24 protein-coding genes are annotated in these 23,495 nt (G+C 45.0%); 14 read left to right on the top strand and 10 right to left on the bottom strand.

The annotated features are described in order from the left end of the window. A partial coding sequence (galT, locus tag Q4592_RS12750) for a galactose-1-phosphate uridylyltransferase (RefSeq protein WP_303513634.1) occupies nt 1-830 on the bottom strand: 830 nt, incomplete at its 3' end. A 54-nt stretch (nt 831-884) separates the two neighbouring features. After that, nucleotides 885-1,904 (bottom strand): UDP-glucose 4-epimerase GalE, encoded by a 1,020-nt coding sequence (gene galE, locus Q4592_RS12755; protein ID WP_137672305.1) that lies wholly within the window; start codon nt 1,902-1,904, stop codon nt 885-887. 252 nt (nt 1,905-2,156) lie between these two features. Between galE and Q4592_RS12760 the strand changes: the two genes are divergently transcribed. The 3 genes from Q4592_RS12760 to Q4592_RS12770 are packed head-to-tail and all read left to right on the top strand — an operon-like array spanning nt 2,157 to nt 5,232. Then, nucleotides 2,157-3,476: a hypothetical protein gene (locus tag Q4592_RS12760; RefSeq protein WP_303513637.1), complete on the top strand. Its 1,320-nt coding sequence runs from the start codon at nt 2,157-2,159 to the stop codon at nt 3,474-3,476. Next, on the top strand, nt 3,473-4,495 hold the full coding sequence (locus tag Q4592_RS12765; protein WP_303513640.1) for a sensor histidine kinase: 1,023 nt from the start codon (nt 3,473-3,475) through the stop codon (nt 4,493-4,495). The genes Q4592_RS12760 and Q4592_RS12765 overlap by 4 nt, the downstream gene beginning before the upstream one ends. Further along, nucleotides 4,483-5,232 (top strand): LytTR family DNA-binding domain-containing protein, encoded by a 750-nt coding sequence (locus Q4592_RS12770; RefSeq protein WP_303513642.1) that lies wholly within the window; start codon nt 4,483-4,485, stop codon nt 5,230-5,232. Before Q4592_RS12765 ends, Q4592_RS12770 begins: the two co-directional genes overlap by 13 nt. Nucleotides 5,233-5,307: 75 nt before the next feature. On the opposite strand, the gene Q4592_RS12775 is transcribed toward Q4592_RS12770, so the two are convergent. Beyond that, on the bottom strand, nt 5,308-7,011 hold the full coding sequence (locus Q4592_RS12775; protein ID WP_137672309.1) for a solute:sodium symporter family transporter: 1,704 nt from the start codon (nt 7,009-7,011) through the stop codon (nt 5,308-5,310). A 66-nt stretch (nt 7,012-7,077) separates the two neighbouring features. Further along, nucleotides 7,078-9,180: an alpha-galactosidase gene (locus Q4592_RS12780; protein WP_303513648.1), complete on the bottom strand. Its 2,103-nt coding sequence runs from the start codon at nt 9,178-9,180 to the stop codon at nt 7,078-7,080. 263 nt (nt 9,181-9,443) lie between these two features. Between Q4592_RS12780 and Q4592_RS12785 the strand changes: the two genes are divergently transcribed. After that, the gene (locus Q4592_RS12785; protein ID WP_303513650.1) at nt 9,444-10,505 is read left to right on the top strand and encodes a LacI family DNA-binding transcriptional regulator; all 1,062 of its coding nucleotides are present in this window, start codon (nt 9,444-9,446) and stop codon (nt 10,503-10,505) included. On the opposite strand, the gene Q4592_RS12790 is transcribed toward Q4592_RS12785, so the two are convergent. After that, nucleotides 10,502-10,822, bottom strand: coding sequence for a hypothetical protein (locus Q4592_RS12790; RefSeq protein ID WP_235836160.1), 321 nt, complete (start codon nt 10,820-10,822; stop codon nt 10,502-10,504). The two genes, Q4592_RS12785 and Q4592_RS12790, sit on opposite strands and share 4 nt — an antisense overlap. A 213-nt stretch (nt 10,823-11,035) precedes the next feature. On the opposite strand from Q4592_RS12790, the gene Q4592_RS12795 reads away from it, so the two are divergent. Then, nucleotides 11,036-11,836, top strand: coding sequence for a PEP-CTERM sorting domain-containing protein (locus tag Q4592_RS12795; protein WP_303513653.1), 801 nt, complete (start codon nt 11,036-11,038; stop codon nt 11,834-11,836). Nucleotides 11,837-12,208: 372 nt separating this feature from the next. On the opposite strand, the gene Q4592_RS12800 is transcribed toward Q4592_RS12795, so the two are convergent. Then, entirely contained in the window at nt 12,209-12,865 is a 657-nt protein-coding gene (locus Q4592_RS12800) for a cupin domain-containing protein (RefSeq protein ID WP_303513655.1), read from the bottom strand. Nucleotides 12,866-13,034: 169 nt separating this feature from the next. Here Q4592_RS12800 and Q4592_RS12805 point away from each other — a divergent pair, with 169 nt between their 5' ends. Further along, nucleotides 13,035-13,499, top strand: coding sequence for an OsmC family protein (locus Q4592_RS12805; protein WP_303513658.1), 465 nt, complete (start codon nt 13,035-13,037; stop codon nt 13,497-13,499). 72 nt (nt 13,500-13,571) lie between these two features. On the opposite strand, the gene Q4592_RS12810 is transcribed toward Q4592_RS12805, so the two are convergent. Next, the gene (locus Q4592_RS12810; RefSeq protein WP_303513661.1) at nt 13,572-14,057 is read right to left on the bottom strand and encodes a VOC family protein; all 486 of its coding nucleotides are present in this window, start codon (nt 14,055-14,057) and stop codon (nt 13,572-13,574) included. A gap of 346 nt (nt 14,058-14,403) precedes the next feature. Between Q4592_RS12810 and Q4592_RS12815 the strand changes: the two genes are divergently transcribed. From Q4592_RS12815 to serA, 8 genes are all read left to right on the top strand, one after another. Beyond that, nucleotides 14,404-15,033, top strand: coding sequence for a hypothetical protein (locus Q4592_RS12815; RefSeq protein ID WP_303513664.1), 630 nt, complete (start codon nt 14,404-14,406; stop codon nt 15,031-15,033). Nucleotides 15,034-15,042: 9 nt separating this feature from the next. Then, on the top strand, nt 15,043-15,729 hold the full coding sequence (locus Q4592_RS12820) for an ABC transporter ATP-binding protein (RefSeq protein WP_303513666.1): 687 nt from the start codon (nt 15,043-15,045) through the stop codon (nt 15,727-15,729). Beyond that, entirely contained in the window at nt 15,717-16,931 is a 1,215-nt protein-coding gene (locus tag Q4592_RS12825; RefSeq protein WP_303513667.1) for an FtsX-like permease family protein, read from the top strand. Before Q4592_RS12820 ends, Q4592_RS12825 begins: the two co-directional genes overlap by 13 nt. Further along, entirely contained in the window at nt 16,924-17,667 is a 744-nt protein-coding gene (locus Q4592_RS12830; RefSeq protein ID WP_303513669.1) for an outer membrane lipoprotein-sorting protein, read from the top strand. The genes Q4592_RS12825 and Q4592_RS12830 overlap by 8 nt, the downstream gene beginning before the upstream one ends. A 159-nt stretch (nt 17,668-17,826) precedes the next feature. After that, on the top strand, nt 17,827-18,549 hold the full coding sequence (locus Q4592_RS12835; RefSeq protein WP_137672320.1) for a YebC/PmpR family DNA-binding transcriptional regulator: 723 nt from the start codon (nt 17,827-17,829) through the stop codon (nt 18,547-18,549). Nucleotides 18,550-18,663: 114 nt separating this feature from the next. Continuing rightward, the gene (locus Q4592_RS12840) at nt 18,664-19,254 is read left to right on the top strand and encodes a 5-formyltetrahydrofolate cyclo-ligase (protein WP_303513675.1); all 591 of its coding nucleotides are present in this window, start codon (nt 18,664-18,666) and stop codon (nt 19,252-19,254) included. A gap of 136 nt (nt 19,255-19,390) precedes the next feature. Further along, nucleotides 19,391-20,044 (top strand): ribose-5-phosphate isomerase RpiA, encoded by a 654-nt coding sequence (rpiA, locus tag Q4592_RS12845; protein WP_303513677.1) that lies wholly within the window; start codon nt 19,391-19,393, stop codon nt 20,042-20,044. A gap of 254 nt (nt 20,045-20,298) precedes the next feature. After that, entirely contained in the window at nt 20,299-21,528 is a 1,230-nt protein-coding gene (serA, locus tag Q4592_RS12850; protein ID WP_137672322.1) for a phosphoglycerate dehydrogenase, read from the top strand. Nucleotides 21,529-21,596: 68 nt separating this feature from the next. On the opposite strand, the gene Q4592_RS12855 is transcribed toward serA, so the two are convergent. From Q4592_RS12855 to Q4592_RS12865, 3 genes are all read right to left on the bottom strand, one after another. Beyond that, entirely contained in the window at nt 21,597-21,998 is a 402-nt protein-coding gene (locus Q4592_RS12855) for a RidA family protein (protein ID WP_303513679.1), read from the bottom strand. Nucleotides 21,999-22,084: 86 nt separating this feature from the next. After that, a complete protein-coding gene (locus Q4592_RS12860) occupies nt 22,085-22,984 on the bottom strand; it encodes a LysR family transcriptional regulator (protein WP_303513682.1) in 900 nt (299 codons plus the stop codon). A 195-nt stretch (nt 22,985-23,179) separates the two neighbouring features. Beyond that, entirely contained in the window at nt 23,180-23,470 is a 291-nt protein-coding gene (locus Q4592_RS12865) for a putative quinol monooxygenase (RefSeq protein WP_303513685.1), read from the bottom strand. Between the last annotated feature and the right edge of the window lie 25 nt (nt 23,471-23,495).

A 23,495-nucleotide genomic window follows, 5' to 3' on the forward strand; every position in this document is an offset into this window, starting at 1 on the left:
GGGAATGAGCACTGAAATAGGTTGTCGTAACGGCTGGTGAGTTTTTTCATCGCCAGTGCTAAGTCATCACGCTGAGCGTCACTGAGCTCACTCATCCGGCGAATATGGGTTTTAGGCATGAGCATGGTTTCAAAAGGCCAAGCGGCCCAATACGGCACGACCGCTATCCAATGTTCAGTTTCCACCACAGTGCGGCTGCCATCGGCTTGCTCTCGAGTGGCGTAATCCACCAGCAAGTTGCTGCCGTGCTGGGCGGTATAATCACGCAAGTGTTGGTCTTTACGCTCAATCTCGTTAGGGAGAAAGCTGTTGGCCCAGATTTGGCCATGTGGATGAGGCTGCGAGCAGCCCATGGTTTCGCCCTTGTTCTCAAAGGCTTGTACCCACAGGTAATCTTTACCTAATTCTTCAATTTGTTCATTCCAGGTATCAATCACCCCGCGAATTGCCGTGGTGGATAACTCCGGCAGGGTTTTACTGTGGTCTGGCGAGAAACAAATCACCCGGCTTAAGCCCCGGGCTTCCATGCTGGTAAACAAGGGGTCGGTGGCAGCGGGTACGCTGGGTGAATCGGTCATCAGTGCGGCAAAGTCATTACCAAAGACATAAGTGCCTGTGTAATCCGGGTTTTTATCACCCGATACACGGGTATTACCAGCACACAAAAAACAGCCGGCATCGTAGCTAGGCAAGGTCGCCGCAGACGGCGCTTCATCTTGGCCACTCCAAGGACGTTTAGCACGGTGCGGCGACACCAATATCCACTGTCCCGTTAAAGGGTTATAACGGCGATGCGGATGCTCGGTAGGGTCAAAGTCTGTGTTTAACATGGGGTCTAACTCCGTTCAAAGCGCCCTTTTAAGGCGCTCATTATTTCTAAAATTCTAGTTGTCGTAACCGTTAGGGTTATTGGATTGCCAATGCCACGTATCTGCTGTCATATCTTCAACACTGCGGCTAGCCTTCCAGCCCAGCTGTTGCTCGGCTTTGTCGGTAGCAGCCCAACATTCGGCAATATCACCGTTACGGCGCGGGCAAATCTCATAGGCAATATCTTTACCGCAAGCGTTGCCAAAGGCCTTAAGCATTTCCAGAACAGAACTGCCTTTACCGGTGCCTAAGTTAAAGATGTGCAAGCCAGCTTGCTCGCCCACTTTGGTTAACGCGGCTACGTGGCCATCGGCTAAGTCCATTACGTGGATATAGTCGCGAACACCAGTGCCATCAGGTGTTGGGTAATCATCACCAAATACTGATAGGCTTTCGCGACGCCCTACTGCCACTTGGGCAATAAACGGCATAAGGTTGTTAGGAATACCTTGCGGATCTTCACCCATAGTGCCGCTTGGATGGGCACCTACTGGGTTAAAGTAACGTAGCAAAGTAACGCTTAAGTCAGGTGCGGCTAATTGAATATCACGGTAGCACTCTTCCACCATGTATTTGCTGCGTCCGTAAGGATTGGTTACATCACCGGTAGGTGTGTTTTCATTAATAGGCATTTCGCTAGGTTCGCCATAAACGGTAGCTGATGAGCTAAATACAATGCTTTTCACGCCCGCTTTTCGCATTACGTCGATCAGCACTAAAGAACCATTTACGTTGTTATCATAATACTCAAACGGCTTTTGCACCGACTCGCCCACGGCTTTTAGGCCAGCAAAGTGAATCACCGAGTCAATCTTGTGCTCGTTAAATATCTTTTCTAGCACGCTGCGGTCTCGCACGTCACCTTGATAAAAAACCGGTTGTTGTTGAGTTAAGCTTTCAATACGCGCCAGCACTTCACTTTTACTGTTGCATAAATTATCCAGAATGATCGGAGTTAAACCGGCGTTAATCATTTGCACGCAAGTGTGGCTGCCAATGTATCCCATGCCACCAGTTACTAAGATCTTATTCATTTGCTCTCCTTATTGATTGAGCGCCTTACCCATACTTTATGGCCGCGTTATACGACCGTTCAGAACCAACTAACAGTATTTAATCACAAAAAGGGAAAACGTTTCCACAACTATTCATTGAAAAGTCAACGAATCCCACCATAAACTTGATCTTCTGCACAAATACGCCTCACCACAAAGGGAAAACGTTTACCCAAAAAGTCATAATATTAAACAAAAACGGTAAGAAAACCGTGTTACTGCTGCTCTTTGGTGAATCAGAATGATTATCCAACACCCACAATTAACCGTTTATCTGAGTTAATCCCCCTTTATCGCATTTACCCTGAGCTTTGCCAGCAGCGCTTTATGCTAAGGCTAAAAGGAATTGACCTAGGACGCATTTTGCTTGGTATTCGAATATGTAGTTACTGCTTTGCTGCTTTGATAAGCCTTAGTGCCCATGCAGCTTGGCAGCAACAATGGCAATTAGAATTAGACAGCGGCTATGCTCAAGCGTCGGCTAGCCCGGTATTTGCCAGCCAAGACCAGTGGTTTGCCGATGCCGCCTTACGCTGGTATCCACAATACCATAATCTGCAAGGGCAGCTGGTCGCCCTGAGTCAGAGCAAACAAAAACAAGACAATCAACATGACTTGATTCTTGCTGAGTTATTTTGGAAAACAGAACTGGCCGAACGTGACTTACTCGTTGGCAAGCAACGGATCGACTTAGGGGTGAGTTATGGATTCCGCCCACTAGACATGTTTTTACCCTACCGGCGCAATCCGGTCGCGATTCAAGTAGAGGAAGGCGTAGGCGTGTTTAGCCTAAGCCAGTTTAGTGGCAATGGAGAATACGCTCTGTTTTACACTGATTCTTATTTGGCGACAGATTCAGAAGGTTTACAACAACGCGGAGCAGGCTTGCGCTGGTATCAACTTAGCAATAATAGTGAATGGCAAACCCTTGCTTACTACGATAATCAACGGGCACTAAACTTAGGCGGCAGTTGGGTAAGCACCTTTGGTGATGCCTGGGAAGTGCACGCCGAGAGCCGTTACCAGCAACATTACCGGCGCATGGTAAGCCACTTAACACAAACCAACATTGGCCAAGTTGCTCCCATCTCTGAGCAAGAGTTTGATGATGGCATACAAGCGCTGCTGGGAATGACATGGGCAAACTTAGCCGGCGACAACCTAATAGTGGAATATTGGTTTGATAACCGCGCATTAAGCCAGCAGCAGTGGCAACAGGTAGCCGATGTTAGCCGCTATTTAGCCCAACAGGATGGTGGTTTGAATCAACTACGCTATTCGCAGGGCGCGGTGTTTAACGGACAGAATTTAATGCAACACAATGTAATGCTGCATTGGCATCGCGATATAGAAGATTGGCAACCAGCCTTTGACTTAATGCTAACGCCTGAAGATGGCGGCGTGATCGCCACAGCAAGGCTGGACTATGAATTTGTCCAAGGATGGACGCTTGGTGCAAGGCTGCGTTATCTTGGAGGTGCTGACAACGCCGTTTACCAATTATTACCAGAAAGTAGAGTTGGCTTAATAAAACTTGAGGGACGCTTTTGAAATCGAATTGCTATAAATCACTAGGGCGTTCACTAGCCATATGTGCATTGTTTTCTATTCCCATAGCATACCTTACCAATGCAATTTGGGGCGGCCCATACTGGATGCACTTTATTATTGCCTTAGTATTTGGCTGCGTGGGCACCATGGCCACCATGCTCATCGATTGGCTTTTCCCCAAATTAGATACCTTTTGGAGTTTTGTACTCAGCGCCCCTATTACTTTAAGCTTAGGCAGTGCCCACACCTGGTATTGGATCAGCCCTTATTACGACAATTTTAATTGGCCATTAATGTTAAAAGTTGTCTTGATTGGCCTGCTATTTTGCGCGGCGATTTACTACTACTTTTTTAGCCGAGAACAAAACCTTGAAATGTCCTCTGCCCTACAAACCGCCGAGTTAGAAAAGCTTAAAGCAGAGCAAGCACTTACCTACAGCCAGCTTCAGTTATTGCAAAGCCAAATAGAACCACATTTCTTATTTAATACCTTAGCCAACTTAAAAGCCCTCATCGCAGTAGAACCCAAACAAGCTGAGGTGCTTTTAGATAAGTTTACCGAGCTACTCAGGGTCACCCTTAAAAAGAGCCGCCAAGAAAGCATTCGCTTAGAAGATGAAGTAGCAGGAATTAGCGCTTATTTGGCGATTCAGCAAATTCGCTTAGGCGAGCGCCTGCAGTTTAATATTGAATTAGACAGCCCTAATCTCACGCAACAACAAATCCCCCCCATGTTGTTACAACCACTGGTAGAAAATGCAGTATTTCATGGTATTGAACCCAAACCTGAAGGCGGCGATGTGAGTGTTCACATAGCGATGCAAGACCAGCGCTGGAAGATAGCAATTAGTGATACTGGCATCGGTTTTCAGCCATCACCGAAGCAAGGTAATGGTATGGCATTGGCCAATATTCAGCAGCGCTTAGCCAGCCTTTACCCTAATCAGGCAAGTTTGAGCATAAGCCCACAAGCAAGCGGTGGCACCTTGGCTACCTTGGAGTTTCCATGCGAGCAATAATTGTTGATGACGAACCGCTATTACGCTTTCACCTAGACAAAATGTTAGCTGAATGCTGGCCAGAACTAGACATAGTAGATAAAGCCGGTGATGGACCAAGTGCACTTACCGCCGTAGAACAGCTCGGCGCCGACATTGTGTTTTTAGACATTCGCATGCCCGGCATGACAGGTATAGAAGTCGCCCAAAAGCTTAATCAACTTGAGCAACCTCCACACATTGTGTTTACCACCGCATTTGATGAATACGCCGTACAAGCCTTTGAGCAGCAAGCCATTGATTACTTGCTAAAACCGCTTGATGAACAGCGTTTGTTACAAACTTGCCAACGAATTCAGCAGCGCCAAGCTAGCCCACAAACCAAACCAGATTATGACTTACAAGCCCTAGTGACGGCACTGGACGACAAGCCGCAATATCTACAATGGATTAAAGCCAGCAAAGGAGAATCGCTAGAGTTAGTGGCCATAGACAGCGTATTGGCTTTTGTTGCCGAAGATAAATACACCACGGTGCGCAGCCAGCAAGGCGATTATGTTATTCGAACTCCGCTAAAAGAGTTGCTGGGACAAATTCAGCCAGGGCATTTTTGGCAAATTCATCGCTCCACCTTAGTCAAAGTGAATAGCATTAAGCGCGTTAACAAGAACATGTTAGGCAAGCTAACGGTAGAGTTAGTGGATGGCAGCCAATACCCCGTTAGCCGCAGCGCTAATCATTTTTTTAAAGCAATGTAAGCCCTGACTCATTACCGCCTCTAATACAAAAAAGCCCAGCTAGTTAGCTGGGCAAATAACACAACGAACTAGGAATTAACCTGCTTCAACCTCTGGTTGCAGTTGCTTGCGTTTCATATGTCTAAAGAAGATCCCCACTAACATAATCAAGCCACAGAAACCGTAGGTTTGCATAATCGTTGGATCGTCTGACATTAGGCCCACGTCAGAGAACATAATGAAGGCACCTAGCACCATATAAAGCACCACGGCTGAGGCTTCAAAACGGAATTCCCACGGCGTAACGTCCATGCTTTCATTAATTGGCATCACATAGGCCTGCTCACGCGGTTTAATAGCGCCAATCACAAACATTAAGATGGTACACACCACAAACAGAATCGCTAATTGGTGTAAGAAGTGTAGCGGCGTTTCGAATACCAACTGCATCGCTGCGTAAGAAGATACAAACACAACTAACGACACTTTAGCGGCAATAGCGGGTACCCGTTTTGAAATATAACCTACAAATACAATGGTGAAAATTGGCACACTAAAGAAGCCGGCAACCATTTGTAAGTATTGGAATAGACCTTCTGGCGCAAACATAATAAACGGGGCAATACATACTGCAATAATGGCAATCAATACCCCAAAGATTCGGCCTTTAGCCACCAGCTCTTGGTCTGATTTACCTTCACCAAATAATGGCTTGTAAACGTTAAGCGCGAACAAGGTTGTTGAGCTGTTCAGTACACCGTTAAAGGTACTAAGAATGGCACCAAACATTACCGCGACAAAAAAGCCCACTAATGGTTTTGGCAGTACTTCATTCACTAATCGGGTGTACATAGTGTCTGGGTTGCCTGCGTCGGCGCCAAACATATGAAATGCAATAATGCCTGGAATAATCAAAAATAGTGGCGAGATAACCTTAATGGCACCGGCTAAAATCACCCCTTTCTGGCCTTCTTTAAGGTTTTTAGCACCTAAAGCGCGCTGGATAATCGATTGATCGGTTCCCCAATAATATAAGTTTACTAAAAGCAAACCGGTAAACAGCGTTGAGAACGGCAGTGGGTCACTGGATGTGCCTACCGATTGTAACTTCTCTGGCGCAACAGTAATGATTTGGTGTAAACCGTCACCAAAGCTGCCGCCACCTAGCACCATTAAACCAAACACTGGGATCATTAAACCACCAATGATCAAACCAACACCATTGATCGTATCGGCTATCACCACAGCTTTTAAACCACCATAAATGGCGTAGAAAAAGCCGAGAATACCAATGGTGGCAGAAATAATCGCAATCGCAGCAAACTCAGAGACACCCAGTAAGGTTTGAATATCGAAGATTTCACCCAGTACCACTGCACCTGCGTACAAAGTGGTAGGCAAAATGTTAATCACGTACTGGCACAAGAACAGCAAGGTAACGAACTTCTTCACCGATAAGTCGTAACGGCTTTCTAAGAAGTCTGGAATGGTAGTAATACCTTGCTTTAAATAACGCGGCACTAATAACAGCGCAATAATCACTAAGGTAACGCCCGACGCCACTTCCCAGCCCATTACACTCATATTGTGAGTGTAAGCTTGGGCACTCATGCCCACAAAACTGGTGGCACTAAGGTTGGTTAAAATCAGCGAGCTAGCAATTAAGCCGCCGGTTAAACTGCGGCCACCTAAAAAGTAGCCATCTTGTGAATCGTGCTTGTTTTTCTTCACTTTGTTGTAGGTAAACACCCCAACAAAGCCAGTAAACAGCAAGAACGATAAGAACACTGTTATAGACATAGTTAATCCTTCATAAAGTTGGCGAGTGGCGGTCACTGGCCACTCGGTGAATACAAAAATTGTTGGTTAGATGCGTTTTAGGTGCACCATTAGTGCTGACTCTGGATCGAGAATCGGTAAGGTAAGGCCAATTTCTCGTAGGTTATCGCCGCTCAAGGTGAGGGTTTTATCAAGCCAACTTGGGCGCTGCTTCATCAGTTGAAAACTGGTTTCTGGCATTTCTACTAACTTCACTTGGTAGTGCGCATTTTTGTCTACACAGCTCACTCGTAAAGGAGCAGGCAAGGCGTAATCGGGCATGGCTAGTTGGCAAACAGTAATCAACATTTCGTCGTCACTTTGCACACCGTTGATATGCTGGCGATGGTCTGAGGCATTTAAACGGAAACTACGGCCAGTATGTAACAACTGGCGATACTGCTTATGCAAGGCAATGTAATGAGCAAATGCTTGTTTCTCTTGCGGGTCGACTTTTACAGGATCTAGCTCTACGCCCATATGGCCGCTAAGTGCGGTCATGCCACGCATATTGATGTGGTGACAACGACGAGTAGTGTGGCTTTCTCCAGGACCAATATGTGCACCCATTACTTCTGGTGGGAAGAAATAGCTCATACCACGCTGAATAGTTTGACGCTCTAAGGCATCGTTACAATCAGAAGCCCAAAAACGGTGAGTACGTTTAAGAATTTCAAAATCGATTCGACCACCGCCCGACGAACAAGACTCAATTTCAACTTTAGGGTGTGCAGCAAGTAGTTTGTCGAGTAAGGCATATAAGGCCTTGGTTTGGCCGTTTACTGCTGGGCGACCAATATGTCCAGGCTGCACCAATTCTCGGTTCATATCCCACTTAAGGTAGGCAATATTGTAACGCGTCAACAATTCGCTTAAGCGCTCAAATAAGTACTTAAAGCAGTCTTGGTTTTGTAGATCCAATACATACTGCCAACGGCCTGAAGGCTGGTGATAACCTTTAAGCTCCAATACCCACTCTGGGTGCTCGCGGAACAAAATGGAATCTTTGCTGATCATCTCTGGTTCAACCCATAAACCAAATTCCATGCCCTGTTGGTTCACGTGTTCAATAACCGGCTCTAGGCCATTAGGATATTTTTTCTCATCGAGGTACCAATCGCCTAAAGCACTGCGCTCACCATCGCGGCCAATAAACCAGCCATCATCAATAATGAAGCGCTCTACACCCATCTCGGCGGCTTCGCTAGCCATTTTCATAATGTATTCAGGATCATGTTCAAAGTAGATCCCTTCCCATGTATTAAGGTGCACCGGACGAGGTTTGTTCTCTGGGAAATGAATAATGTTGGCGCGAACATAACGGTGGAAGCGATCTGAAATGCCATTTAAACCGGTATTGCTGCAACAAGCATATAACCACGGCGTACTATAGCTTTGCATATAATCTAGGCGTACTTCACCAGCTAATAGCAGTTCACCGGCTTGAACAAACCGGCGGCCGTCACTTTTTACATCGGCGCGCAATTGGTGATTACCGCTCCAGCCTAGGTGGAAACCCCACACTTGGCCATTTTGTTGGTCAAAGTTGTTACTGCCTGCAAATAGCCCTGGAAAGTTTTCATGCGATGTACGACCGCGACGATTCTCCTGCATAAAACCACCGTGAGAGAATGCTTGGCGATGGGTTTGAAATTCTCGGCTCCAGCGGCCATGAAAAGTCATTAGTTCGTTAGCATGATGTGGCAACGGCAAGGTAGCAGACAACTTAGTGAGGTAGTATTTGGTATGAACCAAATTGGTCACAGTAATACGCTTTTTCACCACATCACTGTCGTAATCTAATTCAATCTCAATACTTAACTCTAGGTTAGCGACCTCATCGCGTAGGGTGAACACCGCGCAACCATCACTAGCGTAATGATTGGTGGTGGTAAACACCGGCGCCCAATCAAATCCATTGCGGTGTCCTTCAATACCCGGTGCATTAAAATGACCACTACCCAGCTCAGGACATAGCGTTAAGGGTACATCTACGTCTAAACGTGCTTGTGAAATCGGCCGCTCAGTAGACAGCAGTAAATCTTCATCAATTTGTTCAATCTTGTTTCCCCAATGCAAAATTTCGGGAACACGTTCAACTTTAATAATCAGGCTGCAATTTTTGCTACAAAGGTGAATAATCTGGCTCATCGCTATATCCATGTGTTTGCGTAAACATTGAGCGCAATATGCGCTTTTATTGCTTAATAAACTAACAAACCGGTTTTAATGCGTGACACAGATCAAAAGGGAAAACGTTTACTTGTGACAAGGATCAAATAATGTTTACGAAAACATGCAAGTGATAGGAAGCCTTATTCGCAGTTTAGGTGCATCGATAAGATTTCCTTAGATCGCAGTGTTACACTTTGCCACTATAAGTAACTAGGTCGGAAGAAGTAAGGGATTTACAGGTGAACGTGACATTCAAACAAGTGGCAGAATTAGCCGGCGTATCTACGCAAACCGTGTCACGAGTCACCAATGGCGCCAGCAATGTTGCCCAAGATACCCGTGACAAAGTGAATGCGGCCATTGAACAGCTAGGTTATGTGCCCAACAAAGGGGCTCAGCTGTTAAGTGGTGCTAAATCAATGGTAATTGGGCTAATTACTTTGGACGTGTCGTTACACGGTATTTCGATTATTGCTAACAACATCCGTAAACAAGCCAAATTGCGCGACTACGGTATTGCATTGTCGGTGGTAGACGAACACGCCTTTGACAAAATTGTAGAGGCCACTCGCGAACTAAAATCACAACGCATTGAGTACATTATTGTCAATCTGCCGCTTACCAAAGTGGAAGCCGAGCAACTTGTGATGTTATTTGCCGACTTACATTTTGTATTTATTGATGTGCCCTACGATAGCCAGGTAAACCTAGTTAGTGCCGCTCATCAGCAGGGTGCAGCCGATGCCGCCAGTATAATGTTAAAACAGCAGCGCAATCGCTTATTGCTGATTACGGGTCCCAGTGACTCCAGTGCTTCACAGTTGCGTTTACAGGGTTGGTTAGAACAAATCCACCAGCACCAAGCTACCGTAGTAGCTCAGTTGGAAGGGGACTGGCTAGCCAGCAGTGGTTACCAACTAACCCGAGAGGCTTTAGCTAATGGCGCAAACATAAACGGAGTACTGGTAGCCAGTGACCAAATGGCGTTAGGGGTGTTGCGCGCCTTACACGAACAAGGCTTAAGCGTGCCTCAACAAGTGGCGGTAATAGGCTTTGATGACAGTGCCGACAGCGCCTATTTTTACCCGCCGCTAAGCACCATTAAGCAAGATTTTGCTCAAATATCGGAGCAGGCCGTTGCCATGTTATTTAGTGATGAAAGCAGCCCTCGCCCTACTAAAGCATCCATTGCGACTCAAGTTGTTGAACGGCAAAGCACTCAAGTATTCACAGAAAGCAGCTACCAAAAATCAAATATTGAGCAATTACTTCAGCAAATTAAAAATGCCCTACCCGATTAGCTAAAAGCGGGTGCTAACAGCCTTACTTTTACGCTTTGCTCTTCGATAAGACTAAACACAGTGGGCCGAATATTGTCTATCCACCACTGATCATAGAGATTTTCATAAATCTCTTGGCGGCTCACTTCATCGTCAAATTCACGCAGCCAAACAAACCACTCTCGGTTTTCCTCATCTCGATATAAGTAGCTGTTAAGTAACTTAACCCCCTTGCTGATCTGGTAAGGCAGAATCTCTTGATTCATCAACGCCAACCATTGCTCAGTTTTACCCGCTTGTATTCGATACTCGCGTAACTCTATTACTGCCATATTCATTGTCTCTATTTAACTAAGCTATTGATATTAAAAGCATGTCAGCTTCTTTTACAAATGCAACTATTTGATATGTAAAAGAAAAGTTAAATCCCATACTAATCATAAGGTTATAAACATCGGACCAGTTATTGCTTATAGATAATTGAATCAATATATTTGCTGATTTAGCAAAAATCAATTAATACCAATAACTTACCAATGGAATGTATAAAAATGAAATATTTCCCCTCTCTTTGTTCCGCATTACTATTAGCTGCTTCGAGTGGAGCAAGCGCGGTACCGTTTTACTTAGATTTGGGCGGTAATACCACGGCCACCGCAGACTACCTTACAACCAATGTTCAGGCTCAATCTACCTTACAAAATGGCAGTTGTTCAGCGGGTGTATGTGGGCCAAACGCTAACTCTACCTTTACCGAAGAAGGTCATGGCAGCGCTACAGGCATATTCAGAAACCCAAATACGCCATTGTATTCAGCTGGGTTAGGTAACAACTGGGCGATGTCATTTGACTACAACGATTTGGGTGGCAACTTCAATAACGATGGCAAAGTATTTTTTGATGCTGGCGGCCACATCAATGTTAGCTACAGCGAAATTTTAGGTTTTGACCAAGTCAGTGGCGAAGTAGTCTACGGCGACAGCATTAAAGTCGCTCAACTAGTGGTTGATTCTGGTACCGCGGTTATGGGTGACGTTGCACTTAAAGGATCTTTAGATTACAGCTGGTACGATCAAGCCGTTGATGATGCCTTGGCTGAAGGGTTCTTTGGCACCGATTACGGCTCGTTATACGAGCTTTGGTTGAATGACGACAATCTAGTATGGCAGCTTAACTTTAACATTACCGATAATACGTCTAATCCTTACCTAGGTGACGAAAACAGTGCTGTTAGAAGTAGCTCACTAAACGGTAAGTTCGCCATTGTATCAGTACCAGAACCAGGCACTATCGCACTATTTGGTTTTGGCTTAATCGCTTTAGGTTTACGACGTCAACACAGCAAATCCTAATCCTTTAGGCGTTGTTTACTTGCAGGTGCCACTATTTGTCCCTTTGGCATCTGCATTTTTTACTAAAACACCCACTCCCTCACGTTTAAGCCAACCGCAATCTTCAAGAATCTTTACCTTTACAGCGAGTTACCCCCTAATCCGATAAACTGAATGACAATACGCTGAACAGGTACGTTGTTTAATTTTCAGTCCTTCTTGGTTTGTTTTGCAAGCAGTATCACAAATTGTAATACAATATTAATATAAAGTATTACTCATTAAGCTACTGCAATGTTGCTAACACTTAAACGTTCAACATTGCACAAGGCAAAAAGTTTGTAAGGGCGGTGCCCGCCCGACTCTCCTCATTAGGGCACCGCTTTTACACCTTCAGTACTCAACGGGCAAATGGCCAGTTTTCACCAAAATAATGGTGTCCTGTTCAACAAAAGGGTGGTGTTTGCTCATGTGCGGGCTACGCAGCCAAGTATGTTTAGGGTAGTCTCCATGCTCGTCTTTAAATTCACCTGACAACACCATTATTTCTTCACCACCAAAATGACTATGGGGTTGAAAAACTTCTCCGGCAGGCCATTTCACTAAGGCAACATGTTCATGTTCAAAGGCATGCAAGGGCATTACCTGTAAGCCTCCTATCCCCGGTAACCAAGCGGTACTTCTGGTATCTACCCTCACCTCTTCAAGGTCGTTGGCATTGAACTGATTGAGCTTTACAAAAATCACACAGCCTTGCTTACTAAACGGGCTATGTTTACTGCCTGGTGGATTACGGATATAAGTACCCGTAGGGTAGTCACCCTGTTCATCAGAAAACACCCCCTCTAGCACAAATATTTCTTCGCCCATTGGGTGCGGGTGTTCCGGAAAATACGAATCAGCGTGATACTGCACAACACTAGTCACATGGCCTGATTCTTTCGCTTCACGCTCAAGCGGTTTACGCAGTACGCCTGCCGATGGGCTGGTTAGCCAATCCATTTGCTCGGTATTAATTGCCAAGGCTTGGCTAAAATCCATATTCAACATTACCGTTCCTCTTTTACAGCTGTATCTAATAGAGTCGACTTGTTAGCAACAAATTTCAAGCTCAGCCAAGATGACATTGACAGTACTCATCGCAATACATTGACACGGCATTCACCGAGCAGCATGCTAACGCTTAAATAGCTGATGTGAATGAATACAAGGAAGTGAGATGTCTAAGTATTGCGCCACCATTGAATGGCAACGCCAAGAGCATGAGAACTACACCGATAACCAGTACAGCCGCGGTCATTTATGGCATTTTGATGGCGGCCAAAGTGTGCCAGCATCTTCTTCGCCGCATGTGGTTCCGCTCCCTCATTCAGTAGAGGCGAACGTAGATCCCGAAGAAGCCTTTGTCGCGTCTTTATCTAGCTGCCACATGCTTTTTTTCTTGTCGATTGCCGCTAAAAACCGCTTAGTGGTAAATAGCTATGTAGACCAAGCGGTAGGCATAATGGCAATGAATGAACACGGAAAAATGGCTATGACCGAAGTAATACTTAACCCTAAGGTAAGCTTTGCAGATAAAGAGATTAACTTCACAAAGCTGGAAAAGATGCACCATCAAGCTCATCAGCAGTGTTTTATTGCTAATTCCGTTACCACCAAAATAACCACTCATATCGTGGCGTAATGCTAAAGCACTTATGGCTAAAGTAGATCGAAAAAGGGTTGGCCTATAGCCAACCCTTTCTTTTGCTCTCTATTATTCGTACTCAGAAGAATAGGTTTCTTCGTAGCTATGAGAGTAAAGCTCAAACAAGGTGCCAAACGGGTCTTCTAGGTACACCATTTTAGCTTGCTTGCTGTCATCTTCTGGGTGATAACGCATGATGTCCATTCTCACTTTACCGCCATACTGCTCGGTCTTTTTAATCACGCCTTCAAAGTCATCGGTTTCAAGGCTAAAGTGAAATAGTCCGATGCGAGAAAAATCTACATCGTGGCGCTGTTCACGATCTTTCATTTCAAACAGTTCAAAACCAACACCGTCGCTGGTAACTAGGTGTGCAATATTAAAACCTTTAAACCCTTCACCAAATACTGCAATACACATACGGCCAATCGCCGTTTCATGTTCTTCCACGACTTCGCTTTTACCCATTACTACCTTAAGGCCTAGTACTTTGGTGTAAAATTCAACGGCTTTATCCATATCGGCAACCATGATACCTACATGACTCATTTTCATAATTTGCTCCACAATCTGTTGTTAATTCGTGACTTGTTTTGATGGGATGAGTATATGGAACAACGCCAATCACAGGAAATTATAAAAACTTATAAAAATGATAACAATTTATTATGGATTGGCAGTACGGATAATCATGAGGCTCACAGCCGCTAGGTGCGATACCAAAACCTAGCGAGTAGCTAAAGCCTGATGGCTGTGTTTGTTGAAGCAAGCAAAGTTTGATTTCACTTATCAGCAAACCAATCCCTTGGTCAGATTATGTCACCATTCATCGCATCGAGATGTTTAAACCAAGCGCTAATCGTAACCTTAGTCAGCAACCTCACACTGACAAGGAATGATCATGAAGACGCTAACTCTCGCCAGCCTATTACTCGTTTGCAGTTACTCAGCCACCGCCAGTATTAACGACCAGCAACTCGCCTCGTACTACCAGGCAGCGCAAGGTGACTATTCACAACTTGACCAACTGTATAAAGAGTTGCAGCAAGCTCACCAGCAGCAACCCACAGACCCTTGGACATTATTTTACCTAGGCGGCACCGAAACTTTTAAAGGGGATGATGCCTGGCTACCGTGGACAAAAATGAGTTACACCGAAGATGGCTTGGCTCGAATAGACAAAGCCTTAAACATGATTACCGAGCAGCAATGGCAACAACAATATCGCTACTTGCCTCAGGCCATTTATATGCAAGCAACCGCTGCGGTCACATTCACCAAAGTACCCGACTTTTTTAACTACCAACAACAAGGCATGAGCTTGTTTAAACAAGTGCTAAACGATAGCCGTTTTTTGCAATCTCCTGCGCAAGCCACCAGCTGGGTATTTAGCTACGCCATTGAAGCAGCATTAGATGCCGAGCAGCCAGAACTTGCCGAGCAATGGTTTAGCCAGCTAAAACAACGTGGCTTAAACGACGAGTTTGGTAAAAATGCTGAACAGTTAATGACGCAACACGCCAAGGGTTAGGGATCAGTTATGTTGCAATTTAAGCAGGTATCTAAGTACTACCAAACTGGGCAAATACAACAGCAAGCACTAAAGCACATCAGCGAGCAAATTCAAACGGGCGAGATGATTGGTTTGTGTGGGCCTTCTGGTTCCGGTAAAAGCACGCTGCTAAATATTTGTGGCTTGCTCGACCTAAGCTATCAAGGAGAACTGTATTTTGATGGTCACAAGTTAGATAACGACCCACAACACTGCATGATACTGCGTAGACAACAGTTGGGATTTGTCTTTCAGCGTTTCAATTTGGTGCCGGTTATGAGTGCCTTCGAGAACGTTGAATACCCGCTCATGCTAAACAAGGTAGCCACCAGCGAACGCAAACAACGAGTGATGCAAATATTGGATGCCGTGGGCATGGCCGAGTTTGCACACTCAAAACCTGATCGCCTATCTGGTGGTCAGCAACAACGTATTGCCGTGGCTCGCGCTTTGGTACACAAGCCCCGTTTGGTCATCGCCGATGAACCCACCGCCAGCCTAGATAGCCATACCGCGCATCAAGTAGTAGAGCTAATGAAAGACATTGGTAAAAGCCACCAAACCACCTTTGTGATTGCTACTCACGATAGCCGTATGAGCGAACATTGCAGCCGGCTGATTCAACTACAAGACGGACAAATACTGGCTAAGGAGGCTGCCGCATGCGTCGCTTAAAACATGCTTTACTCAACGTGCAACGCAACCGCCGGCGCAGCGTAATGTCGGTGTTAATTATTGCCATTGCGGTACTCGCTTTAATCAGTGCCGGGGGCTTTGGATTATTCACTTATCAATCGCTAGCTGAAGCCGCCGCCAGAGATACCGGACACTTAACCCTATCCAGCCAGCAATACTTTACAGAGCAAGAAGACTTCCCGCTGCAATACGGCTTAGCTGACTGGCAACAGCAACGCCAAGCGTTAATGGCGATTAATGGCATAAAAGCCGTACAACCAAGAATAGAGTTTAGTGGGCTGATCAGTAACGGCGATAAATCAGCGATATTTATTGGCCAAGGCGTTCTCGCCAGCGAGTTCACTCAAAAAGGGCCATTTTTAGATGTAAAAGCAGGCCAACTGCTAAACCCAGAAGAACGCCAAGAACAACCACAAATTTTATTAGGCGAGGAGCTCGCTCGTAACATGAAGGCCAAACCGGGCGATTGGATAACATTGCTCAGCACCACCACCGAAGGCGCGCTCAATGCTTACGACTTTATGGTGCAAGGTATTGTTTCTACTGGTGTACCAGAAATGGACAAACGCTTGGTATATGTATCATTAGATTTTAGCCAAGCCTTATTAGCCACCGATAAAGTAAGTTTGATGTCGGTATTTGCCTTCGCCAATCAAGACATAGAACAATTAAAACAACAGGTTGAGCAGCAACAAGCTAGCTTGTTAGTCACCCCTTGGTGGAAACAAGCTTTCTTCTACGAAGCCGTGAAAGGTTTGTATAACCGCATTTTTGGTGTAATGGGCATCATCATGGCTTTAGTGGTATTTGTATCGCTGTTCAATACCTTAAGCATGTCGGTGACCGAACGCACTCGAGAAATTGGCACTTTGTCGGCACTAGGCACTGCTAACTCGGAACAACTAATAGGTTTTGTGTTAGAAGCGGTTGTACTGGCGGTTATCGGCAGCTTAATAGGTCTGCTTTTAAGTGGGTCGGTATCGCTGTTTTTATTGTTCGCCGATATTCAAATGCCACCGCCACCCGGGCGCAGCGTAGGTTACCCCTTGCATATTACTTTCTCTTTGTTTCTTGCAGCTATCGTCTCCTTCGGCGTGGTGTGTATTTGTGCGCTAGCCTCGGCTATTGCCGCGAACAAAGGTCTAAAGAAACCCATCACCGAGGCACTTATTTATGTTTAGTCTCTTTAAGTTGTGGCTGCTCGGCAGCTTATTTTCAATCGGCTTTGCTCAGGCCAATGATGAGGTCACGCTGCGCTTACTGGAAGCCGATAGTTATCGGCTGCAAAGCAGCTCGGCAAAAATAGTCACTCAAGTCAGCCAGTTTGAAAAGCAAACCCTAAAAAAGAAACACTATTACAACGTGTATATTCGCCCAGAACGGGAGTCTTTAGTGGTGTTTAAAGCCCAGTCGGAACTGGGACAAAAAATGTTGATGTTAGGTGATAACTATTGGTTATTGATGCCAAACAGCCGCCGACCGATTCGCATTACGCCAATGCAAAAGCTGCTTGGCGAAGCCTCGGTAGGTGATGTGTCTACCTTAACTTGGAGTGAGGATTACCAAGGTGAACTGGGTGAAACCAAACAAATAGAGGGTGTGAAGGCGATTCACTTAAAACTGGAGGCGAAAACCAGTGGCGCGAGTTATCAAAAAATTGATTTATGGCTCGCCCAAGAAAGCAATTTTCCACTGCAAGCCGATTTATATTTAAAGTCAGGAAAGCTCGCCAAGCAAGCCTACTTTGAGCAAGGCCAACGGCAGGGCCGCGCCGTAGTAAAAACCATGACCTTGGTGGATAGTATTCAAACCAGTAAAAGCACGGTGATTAACTATCAGTCGGTCGAACCCCACAGCTTAGCCGACAAATATTATAACCCGGCTTATTTGAGTAAACAGTCACTAGAGCAGCTCTAAACATCAATAAATCGTGAGGTGGTAACAGTTAAATGCCTCACGATTTAGCAACTTTAGCCTTATTCTTTGCTCCTAAACCGCGCCAGCCCTTGTTCCTTGCGTTTCAGCTGGTAAAATCCTCCTCAGAATTTTTAAGCATCGATAAAAAAGAGCATCCCAATGGGCAGAAGTTTTGAAGTACGTAAGGCCTCTATGGCCAAAACCGCTGGTGCAAAAACCAAGGTTTATTCTAAATACAGTAAAGAAATTTATGTTATCGCCAAAAACGGCGGTGCCGACATTGAAGCCAATCTACAGCTACGCAGCGTAGTAGACCGCGCCAAAAAAGATCAGGTGCCTAGCCACGTGATCGACAAAGCCATTGATAAAGCCAAAGGCGGCGCAGGTGAAGACTACGTGCCAGCCGTTTACGAAGGTTATGGCCCAGGCGGATGTATGGTGATTGTGGAGTGTTTAACCGACAACAACAGCCGTACCTTTACCGACGTTCGCCAAGCCTTTGTAAAAACCAAATCTAAAATTGGTAACCAAGGCAGTGTGGCTCATATGTTTGACCACCAATCAATTTTTGCATTTAAAGGTGACGACGAAGACGCCATTCTAGAAATTCTATTAATGGACGACGTAGAAGTGACTGACGTTGAGAGTGAAGACGGCATGATTACCGTATTTGCCCCGCACACTGAATACTTCAAGGTGAAAACCTCGCTGACTCAGGCTATGCCAGAGCTAGAATTTGAAATGGAAGAAATTAGCTTTATTCCGCAAAACTACACCACAGTAAGCGGCGACGACGTAGCCATGTTTGAAAAATTTCAAGCCATGTTAGATGACTGCGACGACGTTCAAAATGTTTACCATAACGTAGAGTTAGCAGACTAGTTAGTTTACCTCTAGTGACTTCAACCAAGCCTGCACCTCAGGCTTGGTGGCCTCTCGGCCTTGCTTGATTAACCATCTCCATGCACACTGATTGTTCTACTTAACCATCTCGTTATGTTTATGACTCAGCCAGATACTCGCCAGCAATTACGCCAACAAGTTCGCCAACAGCGCAGCGCGTTAAGTCACTCTCAACAGCAAGAAGCCAGCCAAGCGATTCTCGACTTGCTACAACACGATCCTAACATCGCCAATATGCAACACATTGCCTTGTATTTAGCCTTTGATGGCGAAGTAAATCTCACTGGATTAATAGAATGGTTATGGCAACAAAACAAACACGTTTATGTGCCACTTATCGACCCACATCAAGATGGCCAAATGTGCTTTCATCGCTATCAAGCCACCAGCCCAATGCAAACCAATCGCTTTGGCATTAGTGAGCCCGTGTTTGATAAAAGCCAAGTAACAACCAGCCAACAGCTCGACGTAGTGCTAGCGCCATTGGTCGCCTTTGATTCTCAAGGTAATCGCCTAGGCATGGGTGGAGGTTATTACGATCGTTTATTGGCCACAATAAACGGCGAGCAACCTTTGGTAATTGGCATGGCACATGATTGCCAGCAAATTAACCAAGTGCCCGTTCAAGCCTGGGATCAGCCTTTAAAACAAATTATTACCCCTAGCAAGCACTGGCGTTGGTAAGCTAATAATTTGTCACATTGCTTTACTAAAAAACCAGCAATCTCAATTGGCGTTAATTGCAACGCTTGGTTATAATCCGCGCCAAATTAGCCAGCTTAATTGGCACCCCACTCTTCACTTTGCTCGGAGCACTGTAATGACACAAGATGAAATGAAAAAAGCCGCTGGCTGGGCCGCATTGGAATATGTTCAAGAAGACACCATTGTTGGCGTAGGCACAGGCTCTACCGTAAACCATTTCATTGACGCCTTAGCGACCATGAAAGACCGTATCCAAGGCGCTGTATCTAGCTCTGAAGCATCAACCGAAAAGCTACTAGGCTACGGCATTGAAGTGTTTGATTTAAATAGCGTTAGCGAACTATCGGTATATGTAGACGGCGCAGATGAAATTAACGAACATAACCACATGATTAAAGGCGGTGGCGCAGCGCTAACTCGCGAGAAAATCATTGCAGCGGTTGCCGACCAGTTCATTTGTATCGTAGACAATACTAAAGAAGTGCCTATTTTAGGTGAGTTTCCGTTACCCGTAGAAGTGATTCCAATGGCTCGTAGCTATGTTGCTCGCCAATTAGTGAAATTAGGCGGTGACCCGGTTTACCGTGAAGGCGTAACCACCGACAATGGCAACGTGATTTTAGATGTGTACAACATGAAAATCATCGACCCAGTGAAAATGGAAAAAGATATTAACGCTATAGTGGGCGTAGTCACTAATGGCTTGTTTGCAGATCGCGGTGCAAACCAAGTGATAATTGGTACTCCTGAAGGGGCCAAAGAACGCTAAACCAGCAAGCCATTGAGAAAAAAGAGCGCAGCAAGCGCTCTTTTTTTTGTGAAATATTCCAACACACCAAAGAATACTTCGGTAAAACTTCAGATAAACATAATATTTAAGCGATAAAGTTCACCAATTACCACTTTAGCAGTGAATTATTCACAATATGAATATATTTTGATGTAATAAAATTACATTCCCTAAGTGCTGCTTTTTTGCTAAATTTAGCCGCTCAGCGGTAACATGGGTATTAGGAAGCAAACATGGCAAAGTATTCGTTAGGCAAGGAAAAAATCAAAGTATTGTTGTTAGAGGGTTTACACCCTAGCTCACTGCAATCTTTCCAATCTGCGGGTTATGAAAATGTAGAAATGATCAAAACCTCGCTAGCAGAAGAAGAACTAATTGAGAAAATCAAAGATGTTCACTTCATTGGTATTCGCTCCCGTACAGACCTAAACGAACGTGTGTTAGCAGCCGCTAACAAACTGGTAGCTATTGGTTGCTTCTGTATTGGTACCAACCAAGTTGATCTTAAAGCAGCTCAACAAAAAGGTGTGCCAGTATTTAACGCCCCTTTCTCTAATACTCGAAGCGTAGCTGAACTCGTATTAGGTGAAATTATATTACTACTGCGCGGCATTCCAGAGAAAAACGCCAAAGCTCACCGCGGTGAGTGGATAAAATCTGCCGACAGCTCATATGAAGCGCGCGGTAAAAAGCTAGGTATTATTGGTTACGGCCACATTGGTACTCAGCTAGGTATTCTGGCAGAAACCTTAGGTATGCAAGTTTACTACTACGACATCGAAAACAAACTGTCGCTAGGTAACGCTACTCAAGTTGCAGACTTAGATCAGTTACTCGCCATGAGCGACGTAGTGAGCCTACACGTACCAGAAACAGCACAAACCAAATACATGTTTGGCGAAGCGCAACTGGCAGCAATGAAGCAAGGTTCTATTCTTATTAATGCCTCTCGCGGCACAGTGGTAGAGATTGACTCATTGGTGTCTGTACTCGAAAGCAAAAAGCTTGCTGGCGCGGCCATTGATGTGTTCCCAACCGAGCCTAAATCAAACAAAGAAGAGTTTGTGTCTGCATTACGCGGCTTTGACAACGTAATTCTTAGCCCACACGTAGGCGGCTCAACTCAAGAAGCACAAGAAAACATTGGTATTGAAGTAGCCTCTAAACTGGCTAAATACTCTGATAACGGTTCAACCCTATCAGCGGTAAACTTCCCAGAAGTTGCTCTGCCTGAGCATACTGGCACCAGTCGTTTGTTACACATCCACCATAACCAACCGGGTGTGCTAACCAAAATCAACTTGGCCTTTGCTGAAGACTCAATCAACATTGCCGCTCAGTACCTACAAACTAACGACAGTATTGGTTACGTAGTGATTGACGTAGAAACAGCTCAAGCCGAGCAAGCAATTAACAAACTTAAAGAGATTGAAGGCACAATTCGCGCCCGCATTCTTCACTAAAAGCTAATTGCTAGAATGTAAAAAAGCCAGTCAATTGACTGGCTTTTTTTATTGCCGCTAAAAGAGGCTTAATCCGCTAGTTCGGCCACCGCTTCTATCTCAATAAGCATCTCTGGACTTGCTAAAGAAGTCACGCCGACCCCAGTTAAAGCAGGACGAACTTCACCTAAGTATTTGGTTAATACAGGAGCAATACTTTGCATATGTTCAGATACTTCACCTCTTACAAAAATTCGCACTTGCAGTAGCTTTTCCATCGACGAGCCAGCCGCATCCAATACAGTTTTTAAGTGAGTAAAAGCGACATCAGCTTGGCCTGCAATATCGCTATTTTGTACGACGAAATCGGCTGACCAATCAACTTGCCCCGACACAAACACCAAACCAAGTTTGTTTGATACTGTCGCTTGAGATAAGCCATTTGCAGAACCATCGTAAAGATTGTCAGGGTTTACTTTTACAATATTCATATTCTTCTCCTAGAGTGTTAAACACCCTGAAGAGTAATCAGCTCGCTTAAACCAAACAATCAAGCACAGCTTGTAGCAGCTACAAGCTAGGCAGATGCAAGCTCCTTAGCAATCAACTTAACTTGTTCAATCAACCATTGTATTAAGGGGTCGTTAGCCACACTGGGATGAAATGCTGCGACCAGTTCATAACCAGGCGGATATTTAACTAGGGGAATCGCATGCAAACCATCTTCTGGTAGCAAACGTGAAGGAATAAAGCCGACCAAATTACTCGACTTGATAAGCTGTTTAGCCAAATAGAAGCTAGGAGCAGAGACCGCGACCTTACGCTGTAAGCCTTGCTGCTGAAACCATGCATCGGCTGAACCCAACAAGCTGCTGCTAGCGGGGTTGGTCACCACAAACTCATGCTCAACTAACTCCTTCAAACTCAAATGGCCTTGCTCGCTCTCCAAAGGTTTCGCTGCTACGCAACAATACTTCTCGGTAAGCAAAGGCTCTAGGTTTAGCCCCTCTGGAACATAAGCAGATGTAGTGAATACCAAATCTATTTCACCTTGGCTCATTTTCTTATTCAAAGAATTGAATTCTACGTTTGTTATCAGCACCTTAGTGTTGGGGCTGTATAGTTTTAGCCTTATCGCCAGCTCTTTCACTAGCACCTGTTGCGCATAATCGGTGGCCGATACAACAACAGCTCTTGGTAAGTCACGATGATCTATTTGCGAGGCAACGGGAATTGCATTGAGGTTGCTAAGCACCGACTCAACATAAGGTTGAATATGCTTCGCATAAGGTGTTGGCACCACCCCATGCCCCTCAGCAACAAATAAGCGATCACCAAGTAACGCTCTCATTTTCTTTAGTTTTGCACTAATGGCCTGCTGAGAGATATGCAGCTTTTCAGAGGCCAAAGACAAATTTTGACTGGCATAAAGCGCATTTAAAGTGCGTAAGTGATGAAGCTCTAAGTTATCAATCATATGCCTCCCTACTAGATACACAAAATGTATTCGTCAACCGGTGTACCTCAGCTTAAGTCTTAGCTGGTACTGCCTGTAAAGCCGCACTTAAAGCGGCTTAAGGCTAACGCATATAGCTAGGATAATATAAACTAAAAGGCTGCTAGATCACTATCTAGCAGCCTTTCACATACAACTTGAATTCGCAGTTTCACACTAGGCAATTTGGGTCATTTCATTCAATACAAACTCTTCTACTGCGCCTTCGGTGGCTGCCATGTACTCAGCTAAATGAGTATTACCCATGTGAGTTTGCCATAGCTCGCGAGAGGTCCAATTCTCGTAAAACATGAAATGAGCTGGGTTATCATTGTCTTGATGAAGATCGTAATTAATACAGCCTTCTTCTGCACGAGTTACTTCGATTAGCTTTAACAACTCGGCTTTTACCAAATCAATCTTATCTGCATTTGCTTTAATGTTTGCAACAATTGTTAGTGTAGGCATGGTGAATTCCTCTCAGTGATATGTC

Origin of the sequence: Agarivorans sp. 1_MG-2023 (assembly GCF_030548385.1) — a bacterium.
In the GTDB taxonomy this organism is placed as follows: Bacteria; Pseudomonadota; Gammaproteobacteria; order Enterobacterales; family Celerinatantimonadaceae; genus Agarivorans.

What these genes read in the sequence shown, in the direction of transcription:
- galE (WP_137672305.1), bottom strand. Translation starts at nt 1,904, where the DNA reads ATGAATAAGATCTTAGTAACTGGTGGCATGGGATACATTGGCAGCCAC.
- Q4592_RS12770 (WP_303513642.1), top strand. Translation starts at nt 4,483, where the DNA reads ATGCGAGCAATAATTGTTGATGACGAACCGCTATTACGCTTTCACCTA.
- Q4592_RS12775 (WP_137672309.1), bottom strand. Translation starts at nt 7,011, where the DNA reads ATGTCTATAACAGTGTTCTTATCGTTCTTGCTGTTTACTGGCTTTGTT.
- Q4592_RS12780 (WP_303513648.1), bottom strand. Translation starts at nt 9,180, where the DNA reads ATGAGCCAGATTATTCACCTTTGTAGCAAAAATTGCAGCCTGATTATT.
- Q4592_RS12790 (WP_235836160.1), bottom strand. Translation starts at nt 10,822, where the DNA reads ATGAATATGGCAGTAATAGAGTTACGCGAGTATCGAATACAAGCGGGT.
- Q4592_RS12795 (WP_303513653.1), top strand. Translation starts at nt 11,036, where the DNA reads ATGAAATATTTCCCCTCTCTTTGTTCCGCATTACTATTAGCTGCTTCG.
- Q4592_RS12800 (WP_303513655.1), bottom strand. Translation starts at nt 12,865, where the DNA reads ATGTTGAATATGGATTTTAGCCAAGCCTTGGCAATTAATACCGAGCAA.
- Q4592_RS12805 (WP_303513658.1), top strand. Translation starts at nt 13,035, where the DNA reads ATGTCTAAGTATTGCGCCACCATTGAATGGCAACGCCAAGAGCATGAG.
- Q4592_RS12810 (WP_303513661.1), bottom strand. Translation starts at nt 14,057, where the DNA reads ATGAAAATGAGTCATGTAGGTATCATGGTTGCCGATATGGATAAAGCC.
- Q4592_RS12815 (WP_303513664.1), top strand. Translation starts at nt 14,404, where the DNA reads ATGAAGACGCTAACTCTCGCCAGCCTATTACTCGTTTGCAGTTACTCA.
- Q4592_RS12820 (WP_303513666.1), top strand. Translation starts at nt 15,043, where the DNA reads ATGTTGCAATTTAAGCAGGTATCTAAGTACTACCAAACTGGGCAAATA.
- Q4592_RS12825 (WP_303513667.1), top strand. Translation starts at nt 15,717, where the DNA reads ATGCGTCGCTTAAAACATGCTTTACTCAACGTGCAACGCAACCGCCGG.
- Q4592_RS12830 (WP_303513669.1), top strand. Translation starts at nt 16,924, where the DNA reads ATGTTTAGTCTCTTTAAGTTGTGGCTGCTCGGCAGCTTATTTTCAATC.
- Q4592_RS12835 (WP_137672320.1), top strand. Translation starts at nt 17,827, where the DNA reads ATGGGCAGAAGTTTTGAAGTACGTAAGGCCTCTATGGCCAAAACCGCT.
- Q4592_RS12840 (WP_303513675.1), top strand. Translation starts at nt 18,664, where the DNA reads ATGTTTATGACTCAGCCAGATACTCGCCAGCAATTACGCCAACAAGTT.
- rpiA (WP_303513677.1), top strand. Translation starts at nt 19,391, where the DNA reads ATGACACAAGATGAAATGAAAAAAGCCGCTGGCTGGGCCGCATTGGAA.
- serA (WP_137672322.1), top strand. Translation starts at nt 20,299, where the DNA reads ATGGCAAAGTATTCGTTAGGCAAGGAAAAAATCAAAGTATTGTTGTTA.
- Q4592_RS12855 (WP_303513679.1), bottom strand. Translation starts at nt 21,998, where the DNA reads ATGAATATTGTAAAAGTAAACCCTGACAATCTTTACGATGGTTCTGCA.
- Q4592_RS12860 (WP_303513682.1), bottom strand. Translation starts at nt 22,984, where the DNA reads ATGATTGATAACTTAGAGCTTCATCACTTACGCACTTTAAATGCGCTT.
- Q4592_RS12865 (WP_303513685.1), bottom strand. Translation starts at nt 23,470, where the DNA reads ATGCCTACACTAACAATTGTTGCAAACATTAAAGCAAATGCAGATAAG.